This window comes from Exiguobacterium sp. SL-10 (genome assembly GCF_004337025.1).
GTDB lineage: Bacteria > Bacillota > Bacilli > Exiguobacteriales > Exiguobacteriaceae > Exiguobacterium.
The window spans coordinates 73,896-94,026 of sequence record NZ_SJUP01000008.1 but is presented as its reverse complement, the minus strand read 5'-3'; the positions used below and the strand labels follow the sequence as shown (position 1 = coordinate 94,026).

Here is a 20,131-nt window from a genome sequence, read left to right as displayed (position 1 = left end):
ATTTATTTATACGGTGGGTATAAAATCATGACATCGACACTTACTAGTATATAACTATTTAGAAAATAAAGGAGCAACTCGTATGAAACCAGAATTCCAAAAGAAACCGCCGTATCTCATGCTCGCGGTCCTCTTTGTCGGGGCGTTTATCGCCTTCCTCAACAACTCTTTATTGAACGTCGCGCTCCCATCAATCATGGTCGATTTGGAGATTGCTGATTACTCGACCGTGCAGTGGCTCGCGACCGGCTTTATGCTCGTGACGGGCGTACTCGTCCCGGCATCGGCCTACTTGATCACCCGGTTCTCAAACCGGAGCCTCTTCATCACTTCGATGGCGATTTTCGCCCTCGGGACGGCTATCGCTGCTTTCTCTCCAACCTTCGGCGTCTTACTCGCCGGTCGGATGATTCAAGCGGTCGGTGCTTCGACGATGGGCCCTCTCCTCATGAACGTCATGCTCGTCAGTTTTCCGCGTGAAAAACGCGGAACGGCGATGGGGATTTTCGGTCTCGTCATGATCTCAGCACCAGCCATCGGTCCGACACTCTCGGGTTATATTGTCGAGTACTACGACTGGCGCGTCTTGTTCGAGATGATTCTCCCGCTCGCCATCATCGGCCTCGGCCTTGCCATCTGGAAAGCCGAAAACGTCATGGTCCAAAATAAAGAGCAATCGCTCGATTACTTGTCACTCGTCTTATCGACGCTCGGGTTCGGTGGCGTCTTGTACGGTGTCAGCTCAGCGAGTTCAGACGGCTGGGATAACCCGATCGTCTTGACGACGATGATCGTCGGGTTCGTCGCGTTAATCGCCTTCGTCATCCGTCAGCTCAATATGGAGAAACCACTCCTCGACTTACGAGCGTACAAATATCCGATGTTCGCACTCGCTTCAATCATCGCAATCGTCAACGCTGTCGCCATGTTCTCTGGGATGATTTTGACACCGGCCTATGTGCAAAGCGTCCGGGGCATCTCGCCGCTCGACTCTGGACTCATGTTGTTACCGGGTGCCATTATCATGGCTATCATGTCCCCGATTACAGGGAAACTGTTCGATAAGTTCGGACCGAAGTTGCTCTCGATCACGGGTCTCACCATCACGGCCATCTCGACGTATATGCTCGCCCACGTCCAACTCGATTCGACGTACACGTATATCGTCACGACGTATACGCTTCGCATGTTCGGGATGTCGATGGTCATGATGCCGATTTTAACTAACGGTCTTAACCAGCTACCAACGCATCTCAACCCGCACGGGACGGCCATCAACAACACGGCCCAACAAGTATCCGGTGCAATCGGAACAGCCGTCCTCGTCACCATCATGAACTCGGTCACGAAAACAGAGGCCGAGTCGCTCATGACCGGCGTCGACCCAGCGACACTCACCGAGAGTGCGATGGGCGCGTTGACGCAGCAAGCGTTACTGTCAGGGATTCAAGTTTCATTCTATGTCGCTCTCGGTATGAACATTTTGGCGCTCGTGCTTGCGTTCTTCGTGAAACGAGTTGACGTGAAAAAACTTGATTTTAAAGAAGAGACAGCAGAACTCAAAAAAGCGAATTGAATTAATGAAACAAGCCGTCCTGAACAGGGCGGCTTGTTTGCTGTCTATCCTTTTGTAAAACTCAAATCGTGCCGATTCGGATGTTCCGGGTCATGCTGCCGAATTTTACGTTCGTAATACATCGTCGTCATCGTTTGAGTAGCAAATGTACACAATACAATGGTCATCCATAAGAAAAAATTGGACTGTAGCCCGGCCTTGAATAAAACATAGAACCCCATCGCGCCGAGCAACGAGATGGCGTTTCGTCCCATATAGGAACGACGAATGAGTGTTTGAACGTGCGGTTCCTCTGTCAAACGCTGCATAAATCGGCTTTCACGCCATTCTAAATAGCTTAACACGACGAGCCCCACTAAAAACGCGACCCCATAACCCGTTTGAAACTCGTTCATGACCAATAACGCAAATGAGATCCCGACCGCGATGACGACCGATACGTGCAAAGGCATCCATCTTTTTTGATACAGTTGAATCGTTCGAATTCGTGCTTGTTTCTCCATTTCTCATCACCTCACTTCTATCTTACGTAAGGAAACTGGTTTTTGTTTCCTTTTTTAACGATTTAGATTATTCTGATTAGAGGATGATCTTGAATATAGGGGTGAAGGATAGTGACTTGCAACCAAATACGACTGTTTAGCGGACTCGCACTTCTCGTGACGGGCGTCGCTTTACTACTTAAACGTTAACAAGCATTCGGGCATCTGCTCGGATGCTTTTTTCATTTGTCCAACTCGGTCGCGCCCGCTATACAGCGAGCAACGCCCTTAGTGACTCGTTGCATCGCTTCCTCGTTCAATTGGAAAGCTGGCCTCAAAACAGATCCGGTCTCCTGCTAAGGGATACGCCTGTAGCATGCCTTCATGCAGAATCATGATTTGACGTGCGATGGATAAGCCAAGTCCATCCCCTGGTGTCTCACCTCGGGATGCGTCCACCCGATATGTTCGGTCAAATAAATGATCGATGGACGCGATCGTCTGGGGTGTCGTCTGATTACGCAGTTGCCACAATACGTGGTCGTCTTGTTGAACGAGCGTCAATTCAATCGGCTCATCCGGTGTTGCGTACTTCAATGCGTTCGACATCAAGTTTTGAAACACGCGAATGAGTTGGTCTTGGTCGGCTTCGATGTAAAGGTCGGGTTGTACATGGCTCGTTATGTGATGGTTCGCTTCTTCAAACAAGGGACCCATCTCGTGAACGAGCTGCGTTGTCAATAAACTAATATTCACTTGATGTTTCGATAGAATCACTTGAGAAGAATACAAGCGATTCACGTCCATCAACTGTTCGAGTAACTGCTCGAGCTGGGCCGTTTTCTCATTCAACACGTTGAAATGACTCCGTTCGACGTCCGTCATGGCCCGTTCGCTTTCTAACAATTGTAGGTAGCCACGAATACTTGTCAGCGGTGTCCGTAAATCATGGGAGAGGTTCGAGAACAGTTGGTTTCGTTCCTCTTCATGGGCGCGCTCTTTTTCGAACAGGTGCTGCAACTGCTGGGACATCCAATTCACGCTTTGCCCGAGTGAAGCCAGTTCATCCCGCCCTTCCACCTCGACCGTCCGACCGAGGTCGCCACTGGCGATTTGCTCAATCTCGCTCGACAAATACGTGATTTTCCGTAACGTTTTTCGCATCATCAAGGAGAAGCCGATGATGAAAATGAAAATCGTGATGAACGTCACGGTCAAAAAGGCAAGATTGGACGTCAACGGCTCAGGCGTGGTCCCGTTCCGAATATAATACATGCTGATCGAGTAGCCCATGATTAAAAAGGCAATCGTGGCGATGAGAGCATTGACTAAAATAATCCCAATCAACTTGACGAGCAAACGATCCCACTGCCGCTGTCTCATAAACGATACCCCACGCCCCAAACGGTCTTGATGTACGAGGGTTTTCGCGGCGTATCTTCAATCTTTTCTCGAATTTTAGTGATATGCACCATCACCGTATTATCGACTTCGAATGCGTCCTCACCCCATACCGCCTCATAAATCTGTTCGACCGTCAGCACTTGATTCGGATGGCGCATGAAATAAGCGAGAATATCAAACTCCTTTGGGGTGAGACGAATCAATTCCTCTCCTTTTTGGCATTGCCGTGTTTGCAGGTCGAGCGTCACTTCTTGGAACACGACTTTACCGGCTTGGGTTGCTTGGTCGGCTCCATAATCGCGGTAACGACGGAGCAACGACTTGACCCGTAACGTCACTTCGAGCGGATTGAATGGCTTTTTCATATAGTCATCCGCCCCCACAGAAATCCCTTGCATCAAATCGAGATCACTCGTCTTCGCTGTTAACATCAAGATGGGCATGAACCGCGTCTTTCGAATCTCGATGCATGCGGAGATACCGTCCATGACGGGCATCATCCAGTCAAGAATCAATAAATCAATCGGTTCACGCGCGACGATGTCGAGCACCTCTTGGCCTGTTTTCGCATAACGAAGCCCATATCCTTCGTTCTTCAAATAAATCGCTAGCAACTCGCGAATAGCCTCATCGTCATCGGCGATGAGAATGGTCGGTTGTGACCGCATGTTCTTCCTCCTTGCCTGAGTACGCGTTAAACGTACGATTCATGTACGACTTCAAACTTCGTCTCGATTGAACCTAGCGTAGCATCTTTTTTCTTCTTCTGTTCCATCCTACACGTCAACTTGTCCATTTATCTTAAGTGTACCGAGCGGATCGCAACGGTTTCTGTCGAACTTCTTAAGATTTCTTAAGATGACGCTAAACACTCCTTACGTTTGTCGGGTCATACTAGACAAGGTAAGGAGTGAACGATTATGGAATTATTGACGCAATACGTGATGCTCGCCGTCGGCATCATGTTTACCCCATTATCAGACGACGTGTTAATGATTACTCATTTGACTGTAACGACGCCGGATTGGGCGCTTTTCATCACGACTTGGATTGTCTTCACCCTCGCATTCAGCTGGTTTTATCTTATCGGCCGCGGTCTTCATCGCGTGATCCCGTCTTCTAGACGCAACTCACGCTACTTGAATCGGGCGAAGACATTATATGAGCGGTACGGGTCACGAATCGTCCTCGTCTCCTACTTCATTCCAGGCCTGCGTCATCCGCTGCACTACATCGCTGGCTTCACGTCGCTCAAGTTTCGGACGTATGCGCTGTACAATGCCATCTCGGCCTTGCTTTACACAGGGGCCTGGTTTGTCGTGATTCGCTTAGCCGGACAAGTCCCGGCATTTCAACAGTTACAAGATTGGGTCCTCGCGTTATGACTCAATGCCCCCGATATTTCCCGAGTGCTCGCATGTTCAAGAGATAGAGTATCCCGGCATAGACGACCAAGCCGAGCAGGTAAATCCAGATTCCAGAGAAACCGCTGCCGTATACCATCACTTCTTTGATGGCCGTCGCCCCGTAAAAGATTGGCATGATGTAGCTCAAGTTGCCAAGTCCGTACGGAATCAAGTCGAGCGGGATCAGGCCGGAGAAGAACACTTGCGGGATGATGGTGAACGGGATCATCTGGACGACTTGAAGCTCAGAACGGGCGAACACCGAAATCGTCGCGCCAAACAAGACGGCCGTCCCGGCCATGAGAAGCATGACCAACATGACCCAACCGATATTGCCGAGCGATGTCAGACCGAGCACGTAAATTGTATACAGAACGATGAAGACGGACTGAACGACCGCGAACACGCCGTAGCCAAGTGTGTACCCGAGAATGACCTGTCCGCGTTTGATCGGTGTCATGAGCAGACGTTCGAGCGTGCCACCGCTCCGCTCTTTGACGAGCGCCATCGCGGATAGAATGAAGACGAAGAAGAACGAGAACAGTGACAAGAACACGTAGCCGAACGAATCGAACGTCGATTGACCTTCTTCCCCGTATACATAATTCATTTCGATATCAGCCGAGGGATTCAACGTCGACAGCGCCGTTTGAATCTCCCGCACCGCTTTCGAAGATTTCGTCGACGGTTCCCGGAGCGTGATCGTCGTCCCTTCCGGTGTCGCTTCAAATACCGCATCGACGTCTTTATTGTCTTCCAAATATTCGAATGGGTCATCGACCGTATCCAAACGGACGTCGAGCGTCTCGGCTTCGAACGCCTCGACGAGTTGCGTTTGTGCGTTCTCATCGAGCATGACGACCGGTACGTAATCCGAGTCTCCGAGCAAGAAGTAGACGAGCGTCAAGATGAGAAGCGGGGCAATCAAAATCAAGGCGACACTCCGTTTGTCGTTGAGCGTCTGAAAAATGACGCGTTTCGCTAAGTTACGCATGCTGTTCCCCTCCTTCTCGACCGGCGATGAGGAACAATTCCTCGACACGACCGTTTTCCGTTTGCGCTAACAGATGCGGCACCGTGTCGTAAGCGATCAAGCGACCGTTATAGATGAGCGCGGCCCGGTCACATTCGAGTACTTCGTCCATGACGTGCGTCGAGACGATGATGGTCGTCCCGCTCGAGCGAATCGCCTGAAACTGATCCCAGATTTGACGGCGCAAGATCGGGTCGATGCCGACCGTTGGCTCGTCTAAAAATAAGACGTCCGGCTGATGCAGGATGGCGATGGCGAGCGACAGTCGTTTTTTCATCCCGCCCGAGAAGTTCCGAACGAGCTTTTTCCGATCGTTCGTCAAATCGACGAGTGTGAGCACGTCGGTGATGCGCTGCTGGAGCTTCGTTTTGCCGAGTTGATAGATGGAGCCGAAGAATTCTAGATTCGCTTCGGCCGACAAATCTTCGTATAACCCATCGTTTTGTGGCATGAAGCCGATGCTGTGAAGCATGTCCATGTTCGGCATGACCGTCTCACCGATGCGAATCGTTCCTTTGTCTGCGGCCAAGGCACCAATCATCAGCCGGATGAGCGTTGTCTTCCCCGAACCGGACGGGCCGAGCAGGCAACAGATGTCCCCTGAGTTGATCGTAAAACCGACATGGTCGATGGCCAACTGATCGCCGAACGATTTACTGATGTCGTTTAGTTGAATATTCATATTCATTCTCCTTTTCGATGCCTTGTTCGAGTACACTAAATTAATAGACACCGTGTTGGTTTATAGGTTCAGTATAGACCCCAGTCGACAGCTCAACAATCGGCAATATCGGCCATCGTGTCGCTTAACAGACAGTTCGCACTCAAGTGTTGGATAAAGGAGAAAAAACAGATGGGACATGAAGATTTACGCATCACGCGAACGAAACAATTAATCAAGACGGCCTTTTTAGACTTGATGGACGAGCAAGGATTCGAAGCAGTCACGGTGAAAGCCATCACCGAACGGGCCGGCATCAATCGCGGGACATTTTATAGTCATTATGTGGATAAGTACGATTTGATGGAAAAGTTGATTGAAGTCATTTTCCACGAGGCCGAACGGAAACTGGTCAAACAGATTCCACGCGTCTTCGGTGACCAGCGTGGACCGGCCGCTCATGAGCTGCTCGTCCCGTTCATCCGCTTCATCGAAGACAATAAAATCTTGATGAAACCGCTCCTCGGGCCAAACGGGGACCCTCAGTTCCAGGCCCGGCTCCGGTCGTATATGCACGCGGCGCTATTCCAACGTTCCCCGACGGTGTTGTTCGATGCAACGAAAGCACTCGTTCCGGCCGACTATCTCGTGTCTTACATCTCCTCGGCGCATATGGGGGTCATTTACGAATGGCTGTATAACGACCGACCTGAAACGGCCGAGGACATCGCCCGTATCATCTACACGATCACGTTCGAAGGCCCGCTCACGGCAGGCGGCCTGAAGCCATAAAAAGAGACAGGTCATCATAACCTGTCTCTTCGAAGCGGCAACGTGACAGTCACCGTCGTTCCGACCTGCACCTCACTATTCACCTGAATCTGTCCGCCATGCAACGTGACAATCTTTTGAACAATCGCCATGCCGAGCCCCGAGCCGCCTTGATGTCTCGAGCTATCAGCTTGGTAAAACCGTTCGAACATCCGGCTCACTTGTTCCGGCGTCATGCCTTCCCCCTCGTCTTGAATCTCACATACGATTGCTTCGGACGTCTGCATCAAGCGGACTCGCACTTTCCCTTTCTCGTAGGCATGGGTCATCGCATTCTGAAGCAAGTTCATCCACACTTGTTGCAGTAACCCGGCATCCCCGACCATGTCAATCTCATCCAAATCAACGACCCATTTCAGCCGTTTCCTTGTCGATTCGCGCTCGAATGACAAGATACTGTCCCGAATCTGTTCGGTGAGCGAGAAACGGGTCAAGTCTAAACCGACGACCGTGTGATCGAGTTTGGCGAGACGGAGTAAATCGCGCGACAAGCGCGACAAGCGCTTCCCTTCCTGTTCAATCATCGTCGCATAATCGATACGTTTCTCGGACGAGACGTCCACCCGTTTCAACATCGTCGCATACCCGAGGATCGAGGCGACCGGCGTCTTGAACTCGTGGGCCATAATCGACGTCAACTCTTCATTCTTCGACTCGTTCGTCGCGAGCGTCTCGGTCATCTGATTGAACTGACTGGCCAACTTTCCAATCTCATCATTCCCACCGTCTTGGACCCGTACCGTCAAATCGCCAGAGGCGACCCGGCTCGCGGCTTCCGTGACACGGTCGATCCGGCGCGTCATAAGACGAACCGCGAGTAGGACGAACCCGCTCGAGACGAGCGCTGTCAAGAGTAACGTCTGGAGTGATAAATCACGGAAGATGGAAATCGGGTTGTCCTCCGCATTCGGCGTCAACGTCACAATCGTCTCGTCAATCAGCAACACGACTGCAGGTAACCGTTCATCGCGAACGGTCAACACGTCTCCCCGTTCCAGGCGAGCACGTTCGGAGACGGACCAAGCATCGGTCTCGTAGCGTTTCGTCGCCATGACGAGCGTCTGTTCCGAGAACAGTTCGACGACCTCATCGGCCTCGAGCTCATAGCGTTCGGATGCCGTCCGCATACTGTCGGCCCGTTCGACGAGCATCGTCTCGACTTGCGTCGTCAACGAGTTGAATTGGAACGTCAAAAAAAGTGTCAATGTCAACAGGATCGGGATGAGCAACAGCCCGAAGAAGATGATGAGAAAGCGGCCGTAGATTGTGCTGAGGAAACGCTTCATGACTTCAACTCCAACCGATAGCCGAGACCCCAAGCCGTACTGATTTGGAACGCCTCGACATGCTTCAGGCGACTACGTAACCGATTGATATGCACATCGATCGTCCGGACGTCACTCTCCGTCTCATAGCCCCAAATCCGATCGAGCAACTGTTGTCTCGTGAACACTTGGTTCAAGTGCGTCGCCAGATGGTACAGCAACTCGAACTCTTTTTTTGGCACCTCAATCGTCTCGGACGGCGTGACCACAGTGAGCGACCGCTCATCCAACACACAGTCGTTCAATTGAATCTGGTGCTCCCGATAGATGTTGGCCCGCCGAAGCATCGCCTCGATGCGGAGCTCAAGTTCTTCCAAATCGACCGGTTTGACGAGATAATCGTCGGCCCCAGCTCGAAACCCTTTCTTCTTATCCGGCAACGTCTCGAGCGCGGTCAACATCAAAATCGGGAACGTGTAGCCGGCGTCACGCAACTGCTCCGTCAATTCGCGGCCATCGAGCCGAGGCATCATGACGTCGGTGACCATCAAATCAATCGGTTCTCGTTCGAGCACGTCCAATGCAGCTTCTCCGTCCACCGCCAAGTGGACGCGGTAACCCGACGTCGTCAAATATTCGTGTAATAGACCCCCGAGCGCCGGGTCGTCTTCGACCAGTAGGATGGTGACCATCGTGAACCCCTGCTTTCCTTATGCGTTTCGTAATGCTTCAATCGGTTGCAAATTCGATGCCTTCCGGGCTGGAATATAGCCGAAGACGACGCCGATCAGAATCGAGAATCCGAGCGCGAGCCCGATTGTCGAACTGGCGAGCGTGAACGGTACGCCCATGACGAGCGTCAACCCGAATGCGAGCAGTCCGCCCACGACCACGCCGACGAATCCGCCGAGCAGCGACAACAGCACCGACTCGAACAAGAACTGTTGGCGAATCTTTCCGGGTGTCGCCCCTAACGCTTTTCGTAACCCGATCTCGCTCGTCCGCTCCGTCACAGAGACGAGCATCATGTTCATGATGCCGATGCCACCGACGAGGAGCGAGATGGAGGCGATCCCGACGAGTAACATACTGAGCAAGGCGTTGATTTGATCAATCGAGGCGAGCGCGTCCTCAAAGCTCGTGACGGTAAACGTGTCACGGCCGTTAAAGGCGGTCGTCAACTGTTGCGTCACCGCTTCGTTCACCGTCTCGGATTGTCCGGCATCGGTGTAAATATCGAATGATGCGATCGTGTTTTGGTGAAACTGGTGGAGTGCCGTCGTCACCGGAATGATAATCGCTTCATCAGTCGACATCGAAAATTCAGATGACGGGGCGAGTGTCCCGACGACCGTATAGCGAATGCCACCTATGACAATCGTCTCCCCGAGCGGTGACGTCGTCGGGAACGCTTCTTTGGCGAGCGTATCCCCAAGCAAGGCGACGTGCGTCTGTTGCTCGAGGTCTGGTGGTGTGAGGCCACGACCGGTCGCGACGATAGAATCATCGAAATAGGCATCACTCTTGCCGATTACTGACTGCGTCGACGTCTGGCTGGTCACATAGACGTCCGTCTGCTGGGTCGTCGTCGGGGATATGGAGCTGACACCGTCGATGGCTTCGAGCCGGTCGAGTTCGGCGACGCTGACGCCGCGCTTGCTCGCGTCTTCGATTTGAACGGTCATCCGGTCCGCCCCGAACGTCGCCACTTCTTCATTGATCGAATCGGTCACCCCGGAGATGACCGTCATCAACGCGATGATGGATGCCGTCCCGATGACGATTCCGAGAATCGTCAAGAAGGAACGCATCTTATGACTGATGACCGTCAACCAGGCCATGCGTATATTTTCTCGAATCATCGCACCCGTTCCTCCTTTTCAATCTTCCCGTCCCGCACATGGACGATCCGTGTCGCCTCTCTCGCGATATCGATGTCGTGCGTGATCATGATAATCGTCTTCCCTTCGGCGTGCAGGTCATGGAACAGCTCCATGATTTGGCGCCCGTTCGCTTGATCGAGTGCGCCGGTCGGCTCATCGGCCAACAGGAGTGACGGATTCGTCACCAACGCCCGTGCGATGGCGACCCGTTGTTGTTGCCCGCCGGACAGTTGGTTCGGGAAGGCGTCGAGCTTGTCGCCGAGTCCGACGCGTGTGAGCATTTGTTTTGTCCGCGCATGTCGCTCTGTCTTCGAGCTCCGTTGATAGATGAGCGGTAACTCGACGTTCTCGTAAGCGGATAGGCGGGGCAACAGATTGAACTGTTGAAAGATGAACCCGATTTGTTTGTTCCGAAACAACGACAGCTCGGTCTCAGATAATCCTGTCACGTCCTTGTCCCCGAATCGGTACCGCCCGCTCGTATACCCATCCAAACAACCGAGAATGTTCATGAGCGTCGACTTGCCGGACCCCGATGGACCGAGGATGGCGACGAACTCTCCTTCTTGGATATTGAGGTCGATCCCACGTAAGACGGTCTGTTCATTGTCGCCAGACCCGTACGTTTTTGTGAGCGCCTCGACTTCGATGAGCGTCATTGGGCACCTCCGATTCGTGGAGGCATCAATCCGCCGCTCGTCGCTTCATCGAGCAACAAGACGCGGTCTGCGTCCAAACCATCTTTGATTTCGACACGGCTCCCGTCCGTGATGCCGAGTTCGACTTGGCGTTTGATCGGACCGTCGTCTCCTTCGACGTACACGTAGGCATCCTCCTCTTCGAACGTGATGCTGTCGAGCGAGAGCGTATCTACTGCTTCGGCGCGGGTAGCGACGACGGAGCCTTCTAACGTCATCCCATTTCGTAACCCGTCGATGTCAGGGAGTTCAACGTCCATCGCATAGCGAGCCGTTGCGCCCGGTGTCGTCATCGGTTCTGCCTCATCCGCAATCGATTCGATTGTCGCATCGATTTCGAGGTCGAGCGCACCCACATAAATTGTCAACGGATCCCCTTCCTCGACTTTGCCGATATCTCGCTCGTCGACGAACAGCCTCCCTGTTTCCTGATCGATGTTCGTCACTTGTCCCGCGAATGTGTATACATTCTCAATCGTCTCGACCGATACGGCTTCCGTCTTATAATCGACTGTCTGCGGCATCAAAGCGACGCCTGCTCCTAACGTGATCGCTAACACCCCGATACCGAGGCCCCATTTCCATTTCTGCTTCATCTGTGTATTCCTCCTTTTGGTTGTACCTAAAGGATAATCAGAAGATGTAAACAAAGTATAAACAGGGACCAGGAGATTCATGCGACGAATCATTTCCTCGTCACTTTTGTACATTCGAGCGCAATATGCATGTTCATTCAGCGTGAAGCAGGGAATAAGAGACATGATGGCAAATTGTTAGAGTAGATCATCACGCTTTCCTACTTAAGATTAAAAAATACATGGTGGAAGAAGGGCGAAACATATATGCAAAACGTGAACAAGTCTGTAATTGTAATCGGTGGAGGGCTCGGCGGGATATCCGCGGCCATCTCGCTCGCTCAAAAAGGATATGACGTCTCGTTGTACGAAAAGAACGATCACATCGGCGGGAAAGTGAACCGGCTCGAACAGGATGGGTTCGGCTTCGATCTCGGTCCCTCGATTTTAACGATGCCGCAGATTTTCGAGAAGCTATTCGAAGGCAGCGGCAAACGGATGGAAGACTATGTGCCAACCAAGCGGCTCGACCTTGAGTGGCGCTCGTTCTTCCCGGATGGCACCGTGCTCGATCTCTACCATGACTTGGACGTGATGGAGCACGCTAACCCGACGCTGTCGCGCAAAGACATGCGTGAGTATCGCGAGTTGTTGAAGTATGCCGAGCGTATCTACAAGACGACGGAGAAGAGTTATTTGAAGGAAGGATTCGAGTCGCCGCGCGAAGCGGTGGCACAGACCGGCCTTTTCTCGACGTTGTTCGGCTTCGATTTGACGTCGACGATGTACGATGGGATTGCCAAACGAATCAGCAACCCGCATTTACGGACGATGCTGTCGTATTACGTGAAGTATGTCGGCTCATCCCCGTATAGTGCGCCAGCCGTCCTCAACATGATGATTTACATGCAACACGCGCAAGGCTGTTGGTACGTCGAAGGCGGCACACATAAACTGGCGGAAGGACTGACGAAACTCGCTGAAGAGATCGGTGTGAAGCTCCATACCGGTCAAGGTGTCGTCCGGGCCCATACGTTGAACGGGCAACTGACGGCCATCGAACTCGAAGATGGACGGCTCCGTTCGGCCGACTATTTCGTCTCCAACATGGAAGTCATCCCGTTCTATCAAAAGATGGTCGAGGCGGACGAACAGTTCGTCGATAAGCTCGTCGAGAAATATGAACCGGCCAGCTCCGGCTTCGTGCTCCACCTTGGGGTGAACAAAGAGTATCCGGCGCTCGGCCACCACAACTTCTTCTTCTCGGAGAACTTGCATGAACAGATGGACAAGATTTTCGAGCAGCACGAGTTGCCGGACGACCCGACGATTTACTTGGTGAACGTCAATAAGACCGATCCGACACAGGCACCGCCTGGGCACGAGAACATTAAAATCCTGCCGCATATCCCGTATATCCAAGACGAGCCGTTCACTCCTGAACAGTACGCCGCATTCGAAGAGCGCGTCCTCGATAAACTCGAGCGCATGGGCTTGGACGGTTTGCGCGAACATACGGTGACGCGCGACGTCTGGACGCCGCATGATATCGAGCGGACATACGGCTCGGACCGGGGCGCGATTTATGGGACCGTCGCCGATAAGAAACGGAACGGTGGCTTCAAGCATAAGAAACAGAGCGAACTGTACGACAACCTCTACTTCGTCGGCGGCACGGTCAATCCGGGCGGCGGCATGCCGATGGTGACACTGAGCGGCCAGCAAGTGAGTGATAAGATTGCGAAACGTGACGGCGTCGTCACGAGCTGAATAAGGGAAGAGCTCTCATTCATACGACTGAATGGGAGCTCTTTTTTTGCATTCGCCTCAAACTTGAAACTTTTTACAATTCCTTTCCGTATACTGTATAAAGGTATAGAATACTGACAACATATCGGGAGGAAGCCAATGCATCAAATTACGAGTTTTTTCTTTATGTATGCGAAAGTCATCGCCAGCGACCGCGTCCCGTTCATCTTCACAATGGGGATCCCGCTCGCAATCGCACTCTTGTACAGCCCGCCGAACATCGACACGATGACACCCGCTGAGTTTTCCACGTACTTGTCGTACTTTTGGGTGTACATCATCTTGGCGACGTATTTGAACGGCGTCGCACTCGAGCTCGCTCGCATGCGCGAGCACGGTCTTATGAAGACGTACGTCATGATTTCCGGGAACAAATATACATATGTCACGGCCATCATTTTGGCACAGCTTCTGTTCGCGGCCATCAGCCTCGTCATCTTCACGGTCATCGTCACGCTCGTCCACGATCAGTTTTCATTCGGCCTGTTCGTGACCCCGCTGCTCCTTCTGCTCGGCAGCTTGCCGTTAGCAGTCGGATGTATCAGCATCACGCTCCTGCCGGTGAAAGTCTCGAGCCTGATGAAGTTTGCGAACATCCTCATGTATCCGCTGTTCCTACTCGCCGTCAAACAGTCGGATCAATGGTTCGGGTACGTCAATCCGTTCTACGCGCTCCATCAACTGTCGCTCGCCCTGCTCCACGGCGTCACACAAATCGACGTTTCGTTCAATCTCGTCGCCACCTTGCTCTCGCTCACCGGCTATGTCGTCATCGGACTCATCGCCATGAAACGATTCAATCTCGTCTCACTCGTCACACGCTAGGAGGAACTTATGCACATTCAACAGCTGTCGTATCGTTATCCGAAAGCGAAACGTCCCGTGCTCGACGACGTCTCGTTCACGCTTCACCCGAATAAAATCAACGTCTTAATTGGCTTGAACGGTGCCGGGAAGACGACGCTATTCGACTGCATGACCGGCACACTCCCGGTCGATCATACGTCGCTGTCGCTCGTCCCTTCGACCGACATGCTCTATTTGACGCAAAACATTTTATACTACAATGAACTGACCGGGAAAGACCTTGCTTTCTTTATCGGACGGTTGTCCAAACGACCCGATTTCAAAAAACTCGAGTCGTATGTGAACGGTCTCTCGACCGCACGAGAGCAAGAGCTGTTCGAACACTTATGGAAGATGAAACTCGGGAAAATGTCTGTCGGGGAGCGGAAGTGGTTGTTCGTGACGTTACTCGCCTCGGTCAAGCGCTCCCTCTATCTGTTCGACGAACCGACGAGCGGGGTCGATCCGGCATCGCGGATCCACATCATGCGGCGGTTACACCGTCTCGTCCAAGACGGACGGACGTGCCTCATCTCGACGCATCAGCTACACGACCTTTCGCAATTTGACGCACATGTCATCTTCCTCCACGCGGGACGTGTGTTATACGAAGGCGACTTCCAAGACTGGTTGCGCGCCTCCGGGACGACCGACCCGGACGAGGCGTTCGTGAAGATGGTGGAAGGCTCCATTGATGATGTGGCGGTGACACGATGACCGATTTATTTTGGGAACGACACCGCTTCAAGTTCTATACGATCGGCATGGTCATCTGCGGTATATTGGTAGGTATGTTTTCATAAAAAGAAGCATCTGACACGACGTCAGATGCTTCTTTTAGTTGCCTGAACTCGATTTTCCAACAATCAGCTTCAATACAACAACGATTCCGCCTAACATGACAGCAAAGGTACCAAGCGACCAGAGCATGTCAAACACTTGCATAGCTCATCGAACGCCTACTTATTTGAGCTGACGTTTCGCTTCATCGCGATGCGCCGTCCGCAGCTCATGATTCGTCACGTGCTCCGGGTCAATCAACTCGATTTTCCGGTTCACCCATACTGACAAGAAGATGAATGGGATGAACAGAGCGAGCAACATGATTGCGAAAAGGACGAGCGACCCTTCAATCACCCAAGCGATGGCGATGAAAACCCCAAGCAAGATGACGTTCGCAAGCACGATACCGAACTCGAGACGCACGAACTTTTGATAGCGTGCCTCGTCATTGAACGTAAGCAGTAAATTCATCCGATGCCACGCCCGATAGAGGCTCGGCAATTGCGTCGCCATGATGATTACAGCGAACGTCGCGACCGTGATGTCTTGAGTAAAGATGAAGAAAAAGGCGATCCCTAAAATTGCGAACGTGAGCAAGAGCGCCGTCCGGTTCACCTTTCGGTCGTTCTCGACCATTTGTTTCAGTCGTTCATTTTTATTAACCATAGTTAGGTACTCCCATCATGATGACTTTCGTTTTTCGCGCTCGAGTTGAGCCTTGCCAAGCTCCGTCGCGGTCACATGCTCCGGGTCAATCGTTTTCAACTCACGGTCGATGCGAATCCCAAGCGCTAGGAACGTGATCAGACCGACGATAACGACGATGACGAGCGTGAGTAGCGTGATCCATCCGAGCATCGAGCTCGCGATCAACAGCACGAGAAACACGATGTTCCCAACGGCCAAGCCGAACTCGGACCGTACTTTCTGTTGGTAGCGCGCGTCGTCGTTGAAGGTGAGCAGCAACTTCATCCGGTGCCACCCTTTATACAGCACGGGCAACTGTCCAACCAAGATGATTGGCAACAGCAAGAGGACGTCCGTCGCCCAAAAATAGATGATGAACAGTGCGATGATTCCTATCGTCGGGTACAACATTTGTTTTTGTCGCTTTCGATCATTCTCCATCATGCGTTCAAGTCTTATGTTATGGTCAACCATCCAATCCCCCTAATCAAATCTCGTTACCTTCTTTTACGAAAGGAAACGGCAAATCGTTTCACTCAACTCGAATATCGTTATCGAGAATGTACATCGTCTCTTCGTAGCGTTGTTTACTATAGACGTCGTCTTGCCTGTGGAGCGTCTCAAAAAATGCTTCGAACAGTTGTTGATCTAAAGGCTTCCGTCGAATAATGACTTCTTGAATGACGCTTGTCGCCGTCTCTCGTAACGTCTCGTCATCCATCCATGTCAACAGCTCACGAACGAGTTCGTCCGCTTCAAGTGAATCCAATCCATTGAACCAAATAACCGCACCAATCCTTTTGTCTTCTAGATGATCGCTATAGAGTAGGCGTCGCGCATCGTTCAGGAGCGCCTCCCCTTGTTTCATTTCAGTACCTGGTTCTGGAATCATTTCTTCATATACTGCCATATCCACCGTCGTGAGCGCTTCCGTGAATTGACGGAATGAGTCGAACAAGACATCAATCTCTTCCGTATCCGTATCGATATAGGCAATCTTCGGCGTCGCGCCCGCACGGTAGTCGAATGCGAGGAAAAAGTGCCCGTCACCAGCGAAGGCGATTAATCGGTCATCCTCGACACCCCATTCCGTCAATAAAGCTTTCGATTCGATCAGCCCTTTATTTAAACCAACTCCAGCAATTGAATCAACGAGAGCGATGTCAGCTTGCCCATTCCATATAATCGGCAAGTCGCGCTGTTCGACATATCCCCCGTTCTGAATACGAATCGCCTCGAGATAATCAATCGGCAGTTTCACTCCGAGTCGCGTCTCCACTTCAGTCAACACGTCATCCGTTAATGCGGTCAACCGGTTCGGGTCGTCCGGTATATCGTTCCAAATGATCATTGTTCCCCTGCTTTCTTCAAACGTCTATATTGGCGAATGTCTTGATTCGTCACATGTTCTGGATCAATCTTTTTGAGTCGCTCATTCACCCACCATTCAAAATAAAGACAAGGCAAGACGATTAGCATACCAAGCAATGAATACGTGACGTGTTGAAAATTTTGAATGACTGTACCCCAAATAAATACCGCGAGCCCGATGACCGTCATGAAGATGAATAAAAAGTTGATTCGAACATATCGGCGATACAGCTCATCCGAACTAAAGCGAAGCAATAGCTTCATCCGTAACCAGCCCCATAAAATCAGTGATGCGTAAATGACTAAAAAGGCTGCGAACACCTGCATGTTCGTTAAAGTGTAACGACTATTGAGATAAAACGAGGTCAAGATGATGATGGCGACTAGTAGACCAAATAAACGAATCGAGACTTGTTCAAACCGCATCAATTGAAGCAAGCGATTTTTATGCTCGACCATCATTCGTTCTCCCATTTTCGCTTCAAGCGCTCACGTTTTGTCAATCCGATCAGACTATCGACGACGTGCTCATCATCGATTTGAAGAAGGCGTCGATCAATCACCATTTCGATGAGTAGAAATGCAATCGCCAAGCTCACTACCGTCCCGGTGAACAATGACAACAGGACCAACCCTGATGTAAAGAGCGACATCATCCCCATCATCCCGATCAATAAGACGATATTTAGAAACCCTTTCAAGCGAATCCAGCGACGATAGCGTTTATCCTCATTGAATGTCAAAAGCGTTCTTGTCTTACGCCAAGCTACGAAGCTGAGCGGCAGCGCGACAACGAAAAAGAAGACGAACGCAGCCACCTGCTCATAGGTGCCACCTGTAAAAAACCACAGTCCCCCCGCCAATCCAATTAAAAATGTTCCGATTAACATGACAATCCCAGTCTTATTTCGTTTATACAACTGCTCGATTCGTTCTTCTCGTGTCACCATAAATGTATTCCTCCTTGAAACCAATTCGGATCGTTTACCGTATATACAAGTAGCATACCAATAATTAGGAGGTATTTCGATGGATATTCTGATTTTAGCTATTCTACTCGGCATCGTCGGCTTCATCGTGACCCGCTCGTATACCATCTATCCGTCATCGTTCGGAGACCGTTCCCCCGTCCAACCCCGCGCCTCGCTCACGACAACATGCCCGCATTGCCAAGCTGTCGTTAAGCGGCAGGAACACGGGCAGACTTGTTCAACTTGTCGGAAATCGTTTTAACCAACTTGCTTTGCTTTTTGGCGGACCGTCTCTTTTTTCCCACTCAACTGGAATAACAGCACCCCACCAACGATTAACACGATGCCAAGCGCTGTCTTCCACGTGAACGGGATGGCTTCGAGCCCGAACCAACCGAGCGTATCCCAGAGGAGTGCGAATAGGATTTGTGACACCATGACGATCGAGATGGCATGGCTCGGCCCGAGCTGTTGGACGCCTTGCGTCACACTCATGACGACGCCGACCCCGATGATGCCACTGAACCAGTACCACGTCTCCATCCCCGTGACGGCGAACAGACCCATGCCTTCACTGATCAATCCGACGAGTAGCGATGCCAGGAAACCGAGGGCGAGCACGAGCGTCGTCGTCGCCCACGCCCCGACCCGTTCTTTCACTTTGGCGTTAAACGTATTCTGCACACAGACGAGCATGCCGCCCATGACCGCGAGCATCATCCCAAGTGCCATGATGTGTCCTCCTCATTCATAAATACTCTCCCCAGCAACAGCAATCAGCCCGGCGCGATCAATGATTGCAATCGACCGACGATCCCGTTCAATCAATCCTTGTTCCACGAACCGTTTGAGCGTTCGGTTGACGTGGCGATAGCTCGTCCCAATCAAATCGGCGATATCGGTCAACTCGTCCACGGTCGACCCGAGCGTCGTCTCTTCCGGTGTCATCGACAACAGATAGCTCGCGAGCCGCACATCGACCGGATAAAACAAGTTGAAACTCATCGACTGCGACTTCATCTCGAACTTCTTCGTGATTCCTTCCAACAAATAGTGGAGCCACGTGACGTCCTCCTTGGCATGACGCGCGAGGTCGTCGAAGCGGACGACGATCATCTCGACCGGCGTGACCGCCTCGACCGTGTTCAAGAACGGTGTACGTCGGACGTATTCGATGTCGCCAATCAAGTCGAGCGGATATTTGAACGACAAGACGAGCCGCCTCCCAGCCGCTGACGTGTGGGCCACCCGAATCTTTCCACTGACGAGAAAGTGGAGCTGCTCGGCCTTAGCGCCTTGGGTGCAAATCGCCTCCCCTGTCGCGTAACGGACGAGCTTAAGTTGAGGTCGGACGGCTAATGGGAGCACCTCATCCAACCCATACCGCTTCATATAACGGTCAATCTGTTCCATCGCACGTCATCCTTTCAATACGAGAATCCCGACGATCATCATGACGACCCCGAGCAGTTGCGTCCGGTTCAAGTCACGGCGCAACATCCCGAACCAGCCACGCCAGTCGATGACAAGTGCGAGGGCAAGCTGGGCAATCAAGAACAACGAAATCGTGAGCGTGACGCCGAGCTCATGTACGGCCGTCATATTGCTGAACAAGATGAACGCAGCGAACGCGCCGCCTGACAAATAGAGCGGCTCGACGCGACGCATATGGATGTACGTCCGGTCGCGGACGAGAAGCATGATGACAAGTGCGACGAGAAAACCCGTCAGTTGCGTCAACGTCGCTGCCTGCCACGTCCCGATACTCGAACTGATGCGAGCGTTGGCGACGCTCTGTAGCGTCAAAAAGAAGCCGCCGCTGATGGCGAACAGTACTCCGCGCATGTTGT

25 protein-coding genes are annotated in these 20,131 nt (G+C 51.9%); 7 read left to right on the top strand and 18 right to left on the bottom strand.

All coding sequences use genetic code 11. The features are described 5' to 3' along the window. Nucleotides 1-82: 82 nt before the first annotated feature. Nucleotides 83-1,576, top strand: coding sequence for an MDR family MFS transporter (locus tag EVJ33_RS10440; protein WP_131436892.1), 1,494 nt, complete (start codon nucleotides 83-85; stop codon nucleotides 1,574-1,576). A gap of 44 nt (nucleotides 1,577-1,620) precedes the next feature. Here the strand turns inward: EVJ33_RS10440 and EVJ33_RS10435 are convergent, their stop codons facing one another. From EVJ33_RS10435 to EVJ33_RS10425, 3 genes are all read right to left on the bottom strand, one after another. Beyond that, nucleotides 1,621-2,079 (bottom strand): hypothetical protein, encoded by a 459-nt coding sequence (locus EVJ33_RS10435; RefSeq protein ID WP_131436890.1) that lies wholly within the window; start codon nucleotides 2,077-2,079, stop codon nucleotides 1,621-1,623. A 267-nt stretch (nucleotides 2,080-2,346) separates the two neighbouring features. Further along, nucleotides 2,347-3,441, bottom strand: coding sequence for a HAMP domain-containing sensor histidine kinase (locus EVJ33_RS10430; RefSeq protein ID WP_131436888.1), 1,095 nt, complete (start codon nucleotides 3,439-3,441; stop codon nucleotides 2,347-2,349). Continuing rightward, a complete protein-coding gene (locus EVJ33_RS10425; RefSeq protein ID WP_131436886.1) occupies nucleotides 3,438-4,130 on the bottom strand; it encodes a response regulator transcription factor in 693 nt (230 codons plus the stop codon). The genes EVJ33_RS10430 and EVJ33_RS10425 overlap by 4 nt, the downstream gene beginning before the upstream one ends. Nucleotides 4,131-4,382: 252 nt before the next feature. Between EVJ33_RS10425 and EVJ33_RS10420 the strand changes: the two genes are divergently transcribed. Continuing rightward, nucleotides 4,383-4,847, top strand: a complete 465-nt coding sequence (locus EVJ33_RS10420; RefSeq protein ID WP_131436884.1) for a DedA family protein — start codon at nucleotides 4,383-4,385, stop codon at nucleotides 4,845-4,847. 1 nt (nucleotide 4,848) lies between these two features. On the opposite strand, the gene EVJ33_RS10415 is transcribed toward EVJ33_RS10420, so the two are convergent. Together EVJ33_RS10415 and EVJ33_RS10410 are read right to left on the bottom strand one after the other, a co-directional pair. Then, nucleotides 4,849-5,862, bottom strand: coding sequence for an ABC transporter permease (locus EVJ33_RS10415; protein ID WP_131436882.1), 1,014 nt, complete (start codon nucleotides 5,860-5,862; stop codon nucleotides 4,849-4,851). Beyond that, entirely contained in the window at nucleotides 5,855-6,583 is a 729-nt protein-coding gene (locus EVJ33_RS10410) for an ABC transporter ATP-binding protein (protein ID WP_131436880.1), read from the bottom strand. The genes EVJ33_RS10415 and EVJ33_RS10410 overlap by 8 nt, the downstream gene beginning before the upstream one ends. A gap of 171 nt (nucleotides 6,584-6,754) precedes the next feature. Here EVJ33_RS10410 and EVJ33_RS10405 point away from each other — a divergent pair, with 171 nt between their 5' ends. Continuing rightward, complete coding sequence (locus EVJ33_RS10405) at nucleotides 6,755-7,354, top strand: TetR/AcrR family transcriptional regulator (RefSeq protein ID WP_131436878.1); 600 nt, start codon at nucleotides 6,755-6,757, stop codon at nucleotides 7,352-7,354. A 14-nt stretch (nucleotides 7,355-7,368) separates the two neighbouring features. Here EVJ33_RS10405 and EVJ33_RS10400 read toward each other — a convergent pair whose 3' ends face one another. From EVJ33_RS10400 to EVJ33_RS10380, 5 genes are read right to left on the bottom strand one after another with little or no spacing between them, the layout of a single operon-like run. Then, nucleotides 7,369-8,679, bottom strand: coding sequence for a HAMP domain-containing sensor histidine kinase (locus tag EVJ33_RS10400; RefSeq protein WP_131436876.1), 1,311 nt, complete (start codon nucleotides 8,677-8,679; stop codon nucleotides 7,369-7,371). Next, nucleotides 8,676-9,350, bottom strand: coding sequence for a response regulator transcription factor (locus tag EVJ33_RS10395; protein ID WP_131436874.1), 675 nt, complete (start codon nucleotides 9,348-9,350; stop codon nucleotides 8,676-8,678). The genes EVJ33_RS10400 and EVJ33_RS10395 overlap by 4 nt, the downstream gene beginning before the upstream one ends. Before the next feature lie 18 nt (nucleotides 9,351-9,368). Further along, nucleotides 9,369-10,520: an ABC transporter permease gene (locus tag EVJ33_RS10390; protein WP_131436872.1), complete on the bottom strand. Its 1,152-nt coding sequence runs from the start codon at nucleotides 10,518-10,520 to the stop codon at nucleotides 9,369-9,371. After that, a complete protein-coding gene (locus EVJ33_RS10385; protein ID WP_131436870.1) occupies nucleotides 10,517-11,200 on the bottom strand; it encodes an ABC transporter ATP-binding protein in 684 nt (227 codons plus the stop codon). Before EVJ33_RS10385 ends, EVJ33_RS10390 begins: the two co-directional genes overlap by 4 nt. Beyond that, a complete protein-coding gene (locus tag EVJ33_RS10380; protein ID WP_131436869.1) occupies nucleotides 11,197-11,835 on the bottom strand; it encodes an efflux RND transporter periplasmic adaptor subunit in 639 nt (212 codons plus the stop codon). Before EVJ33_RS10380 ends, EVJ33_RS10385 begins: the two co-directional genes overlap by 4 nt. A 246-nt stretch (nucleotides 11,836-12,081) precedes the next feature. Between EVJ33_RS10380 and EVJ33_RS10375 the strand changes: the two genes are divergently transcribed. The 3 genes from EVJ33_RS10375 to EVJ33_RS10365 all read left to right on the top strand — a co-directional run bounded on the left by EVJ33_RS10375 (nucleotide 12,082) and on the right by EVJ33_RS10365 (nucleotide 15,186). After that, on the top strand, nucleotides 12,082-13,584 hold the full coding sequence (locus EVJ33_RS10375; RefSeq protein WP_131436868.1) for a phytoene desaturase family protein: 1,503 nt from the start codon (nucleotides 12,082-12,084) through the stop codon (nucleotides 13,582-13,584). Nucleotides 13,585-13,722: 138 nt separating this feature from the next. Continuing rightward, nucleotides 13,723-14,448, top strand: a complete 726-nt coding sequence (locus tag EVJ33_RS10370) for an ABC transporter permease (protein ID WP_131436866.1) — start codon at nucleotides 13,723-13,725, stop codon at nucleotides 14,446-14,448. A gap of 9 nt (nucleotides 14,449-14,457) precedes the next feature. After that, nucleotides 14,458-15,186 (top strand): ATP-binding cassette domain-containing protein, encoded by a 729-nt coding sequence (locus tag EVJ33_RS10365; RefSeq protein WP_131436864.1) that lies wholly within the window; start codon nucleotides 14,458-14,460, stop codon nucleotides 15,184-15,186. A gap of 246 nt (nucleotides 15,187-15,432) precedes the next feature. Here EVJ33_RS10365 and EVJ33_RS10360 read toward each other — a convergent pair whose 3' ends face one another. Genes EVJ33_RS10360 through EVJ33_RS10340 form a run of 5 tightly spaced genes read right to left on the bottom strand, consistent with a single transcriptional unit; the run spans nucleotide 15,433 to nucleotide 18,260 of the window. Beyond that, a complete protein-coding gene (locus EVJ33_RS10360; RefSeq protein ID WP_131436862.1) occupies nucleotides 15,433-15,918 on the bottom strand; it encodes a hypothetical protein in 486 nt (161 codons plus the stop codon). A 15-nt stretch (nucleotides 15,919-15,933) separates the two neighbouring features. Next, a complete protein-coding gene (locus tag EVJ33_RS10355; protein ID WP_131436860.1) occupies nucleotides 15,934-16,413 on the bottom strand; it encodes a hypothetical protein in 480 nt (159 codons plus the stop codon). A gap of 58 nt (nucleotides 16,414-16,471) precedes the next feature. Then, entirely contained in the window at nucleotides 16,472-17,290 is an 819-nt protein-coding gene (locus EVJ33_RS10350) for an SMI1/KNR4 family protein (RefSeq protein ID WP_131436858.1), read from the bottom strand. Continuing rightward, on the bottom strand, nucleotides 17,287-17,769 hold the full coding sequence (locus EVJ33_RS10345; RefSeq protein WP_131436856.1) for a hypothetical protein: 483 nt from the start codon (nucleotides 17,767-17,769) through the stop codon (nucleotides 17,287-17,289). The genes EVJ33_RS10350 and EVJ33_RS10345 overlap by 4 nt, the downstream gene beginning before the upstream one ends. After that, a complete protein-coding gene (locus tag EVJ33_RS10340) occupies nucleotides 17,769-18,260 on the bottom strand; it encodes a hypothetical protein (RefSeq protein WP_131436854.1) in 492 nt (163 codons plus the stop codon). The genes EVJ33_RS10345 and EVJ33_RS10340 overlap by 1 nt, the downstream gene beginning before the upstream one ends. Nucleotides 18,261-18,339: 79 nt before the next feature. Here EVJ33_RS10340 and EVJ33_RS10335 point away from each other — a divergent pair, with 79 nt between their 5' ends. Further along, nucleotides 18,340-18,543 (top strand): hypothetical protein, encoded by a 204-nt coding sequence (locus tag EVJ33_RS10335; RefSeq protein ID WP_131436852.1) that lies wholly within the window; start codon nucleotides 18,340-18,342, stop codon nucleotides 18,541-18,543. Here the strand turns inward: EVJ33_RS10335 and EVJ33_RS10330 are convergent. From EVJ33_RS10330 to EVJ33_RS10320, 3 genes are read right to left on the bottom strand one after another with little or no spacing between them, the layout of a single operon-like run. Further along, nucleotides 18,540-19,013 (bottom strand): DMT family transporter, encoded by a 474-nt coding sequence (locus EVJ33_RS10330; RefSeq protein WP_131436850.1) that lies wholly within the window; start codon nucleotides 19,011-19,013, stop codon nucleotides 18,540-18,542. The two genes, EVJ33_RS10335 and EVJ33_RS10330, sit on opposite strands and share 4 nt — an antisense overlap. A gap of 12 nt (nucleotides 19,014-19,025) precedes the next feature. After that, nucleotides 19,026-19,694 carry a Crp/Fnr family transcriptional regulator gene (locus EVJ33_RS10325; RefSeq protein ID WP_131436848.1) on the bottom strand — a complete coding sequence of 223 codons (669 nt, stop codon included), beginning with the start codon at nucleotides 19,692-19,694 and terminating at the stop codon, nucleotides 19,026-19,028. A gap of 6 nt (nucleotides 19,695-19,700) precedes the next feature. After that, nucleotides 19,701-20,126, bottom strand: coding sequence for a DMT family transporter (locus tag EVJ33_RS10320; RefSeq protein ID WP_131436846.1), 426 nt, complete (start codon nucleotides 20,124-20,126; stop codon nucleotides 19,701-19,703). Nucleotides 20,127-20,131: the final 5 nt, after the last annotated feature.

Coding starts and splice junctions, on each gene's coding strand:
- EVJ33_RS10440 (WP_131436892.1), top strand. CDS start 83: ATGAAACCAGAATTCCAAAAGAAACCGCCGTATCTCATGCTCGCGGTC.
- EVJ33_RS10435 (WP_131436890.1), bottom strand. CDS start 2,079: ATGGAGAAACAAGCACGAATTCGAACGATTCAACTGTATCAAAAAAGA.
- EVJ33_RS10430 (WP_131436888.1), bottom strand. CDS start 3,441: ATGAGACAGCGGCAGTGGGATCGTTTGCTCGTCAAGTTGATTGGGATT.
- EVJ33_RS10425 (WP_131436886.1), bottom strand. CDS start 4,130: ATGCGGTCACAACCGACCATTCTCATCGCCGATGACGATGAGGCTATT.
- EVJ33_RS10420 (WP_131436884.1), top strand. CDS start 4,383: ATGGAATTATTGACGCAATACGTGATGCTCGCCGTCGGCATCATGTTT.
- EVJ33_RS10415 (WP_131436882.1), bottom strand. CDS start 5,862: ATGCGTAACTTAGCGAAACGCGTCATTTTTCAGACGCTCAACGACAAA.
- EVJ33_RS10410 (WP_131436880.1), bottom strand. CDS start 6,583: ATGAATATTCAACTAAACGACATCAGTAAATCGTTCGGCGATCAGTTG.
- EVJ33_RS10405 (WP_131436878.1), top strand. CDS start 6,755: ATGGGACATGAAGATTTACGCATCACGCGAACGAAACAATTAATCAAG.
- EVJ33_RS10400 (WP_131436876.1), bottom strand. CDS start 8,679: ATGAAGCGTTTCCTCAGCACAATCTACGGCCGCTTTCTCATCATCTTC.
- EVJ33_RS10395 (WP_131436874.1), bottom strand. CDS start 9,350: ATGGTCACCATCCTACTGGTCGAAGACGACCCGGCGCTCGGGGGTCTA.
- EVJ33_RS10390 (WP_131436872.1), bottom strand. CDS start 10,520: ATGATTCGAGAAAATATACGCATGGCCTGGTTGACGGTCATCAGTCAT.
- EVJ33_RS10385 (WP_131436870.1), bottom strand. CDS start 11,200: ATGACGCTCATCGAAGTCGAGGCGCTCACAAAAACGTACGGGTCTGGC.
- EVJ33_RS10380 (WP_131436869.1), bottom strand. CDS start 11,835: ATGAAGCAGAAATGGAAATGGGGCCTCGGTATCGGGGTGTTAGCGATC.
- EVJ33_RS10375 (WP_131436868.1), top strand. CDS start 12,082: ATGCAAAACGTGAACAAGTCTGTAATTGTAATCGGTGGAGGGCTCGGC.
- EVJ33_RS10370 (WP_131436866.1), top strand. CDS start 13,723: ATGCATCAAATTACGAGTTTTTTCTTTATGTATGCGAAAGTCATCGCC.
- EVJ33_RS10365 (WP_131436864.1), top strand. CDS start 14,458: ATGCACATTCAACAGCTGTCGTATCGTTATCCGAAAGCGAAACGTCCC.
- EVJ33_RS10360 (WP_131436862.1), bottom strand. CDS start 15,918: ATGGTTAATAAAAATGAACGACTGAAACAAATGGTCGAGAACGACCGA.
- EVJ33_RS10355 (WP_131436860.1), bottom strand. CDS start 16,413: ATGGTTGACCATAACATAAGACTTGAACGCATGATGGAGAATGATCGA.
- EVJ33_RS10350 (WP_131436858.1), bottom strand. CDS start 17,290: ATGATCATTTGGAACGATATACCGGACGACCCGAACCGGTTGACCGCA.
- EVJ33_RS10345 (WP_131436856.1), bottom strand. CDS start 17,769: ATGGTCGAGCATAAAAATCGCTTGCTTCAATTGATGCGGTTTGAACAA.
- EVJ33_RS10340 (WP_131436854.1), bottom strand. CDS start 18,260: ATGGTGACACGAGAAGAACGAATCGAGCAGTTGTATAAACGAAATAAG.
- EVJ33_RS10335 (WP_131436852.1), top strand. CDS start 18,340: ATGGATATTCTGATTTTAGCTATTCTACTCGGCATCGTCGGCTTCATC.
- EVJ33_RS10330 (WP_131436850.1), bottom strand. CDS start 19,013: ATGGCACTTGGGATGATGCTCGCGGTCATGGGCGGCATGCTCGTCTGT.
- EVJ33_RS10325 (WP_131436848.1), bottom strand. CDS start 19,694: ATGGAACAGATTGACCGTTATATGAAGCGGTATGGGTTGGATGAGGTG.
- EVJ33_RS10320 (WP_131436846.1), bottom strand. CDS start 20,126: ATGCGCGGAGTACTGTTCGCCATCAGCGGCGGCTTCTTTTTGACGCTA.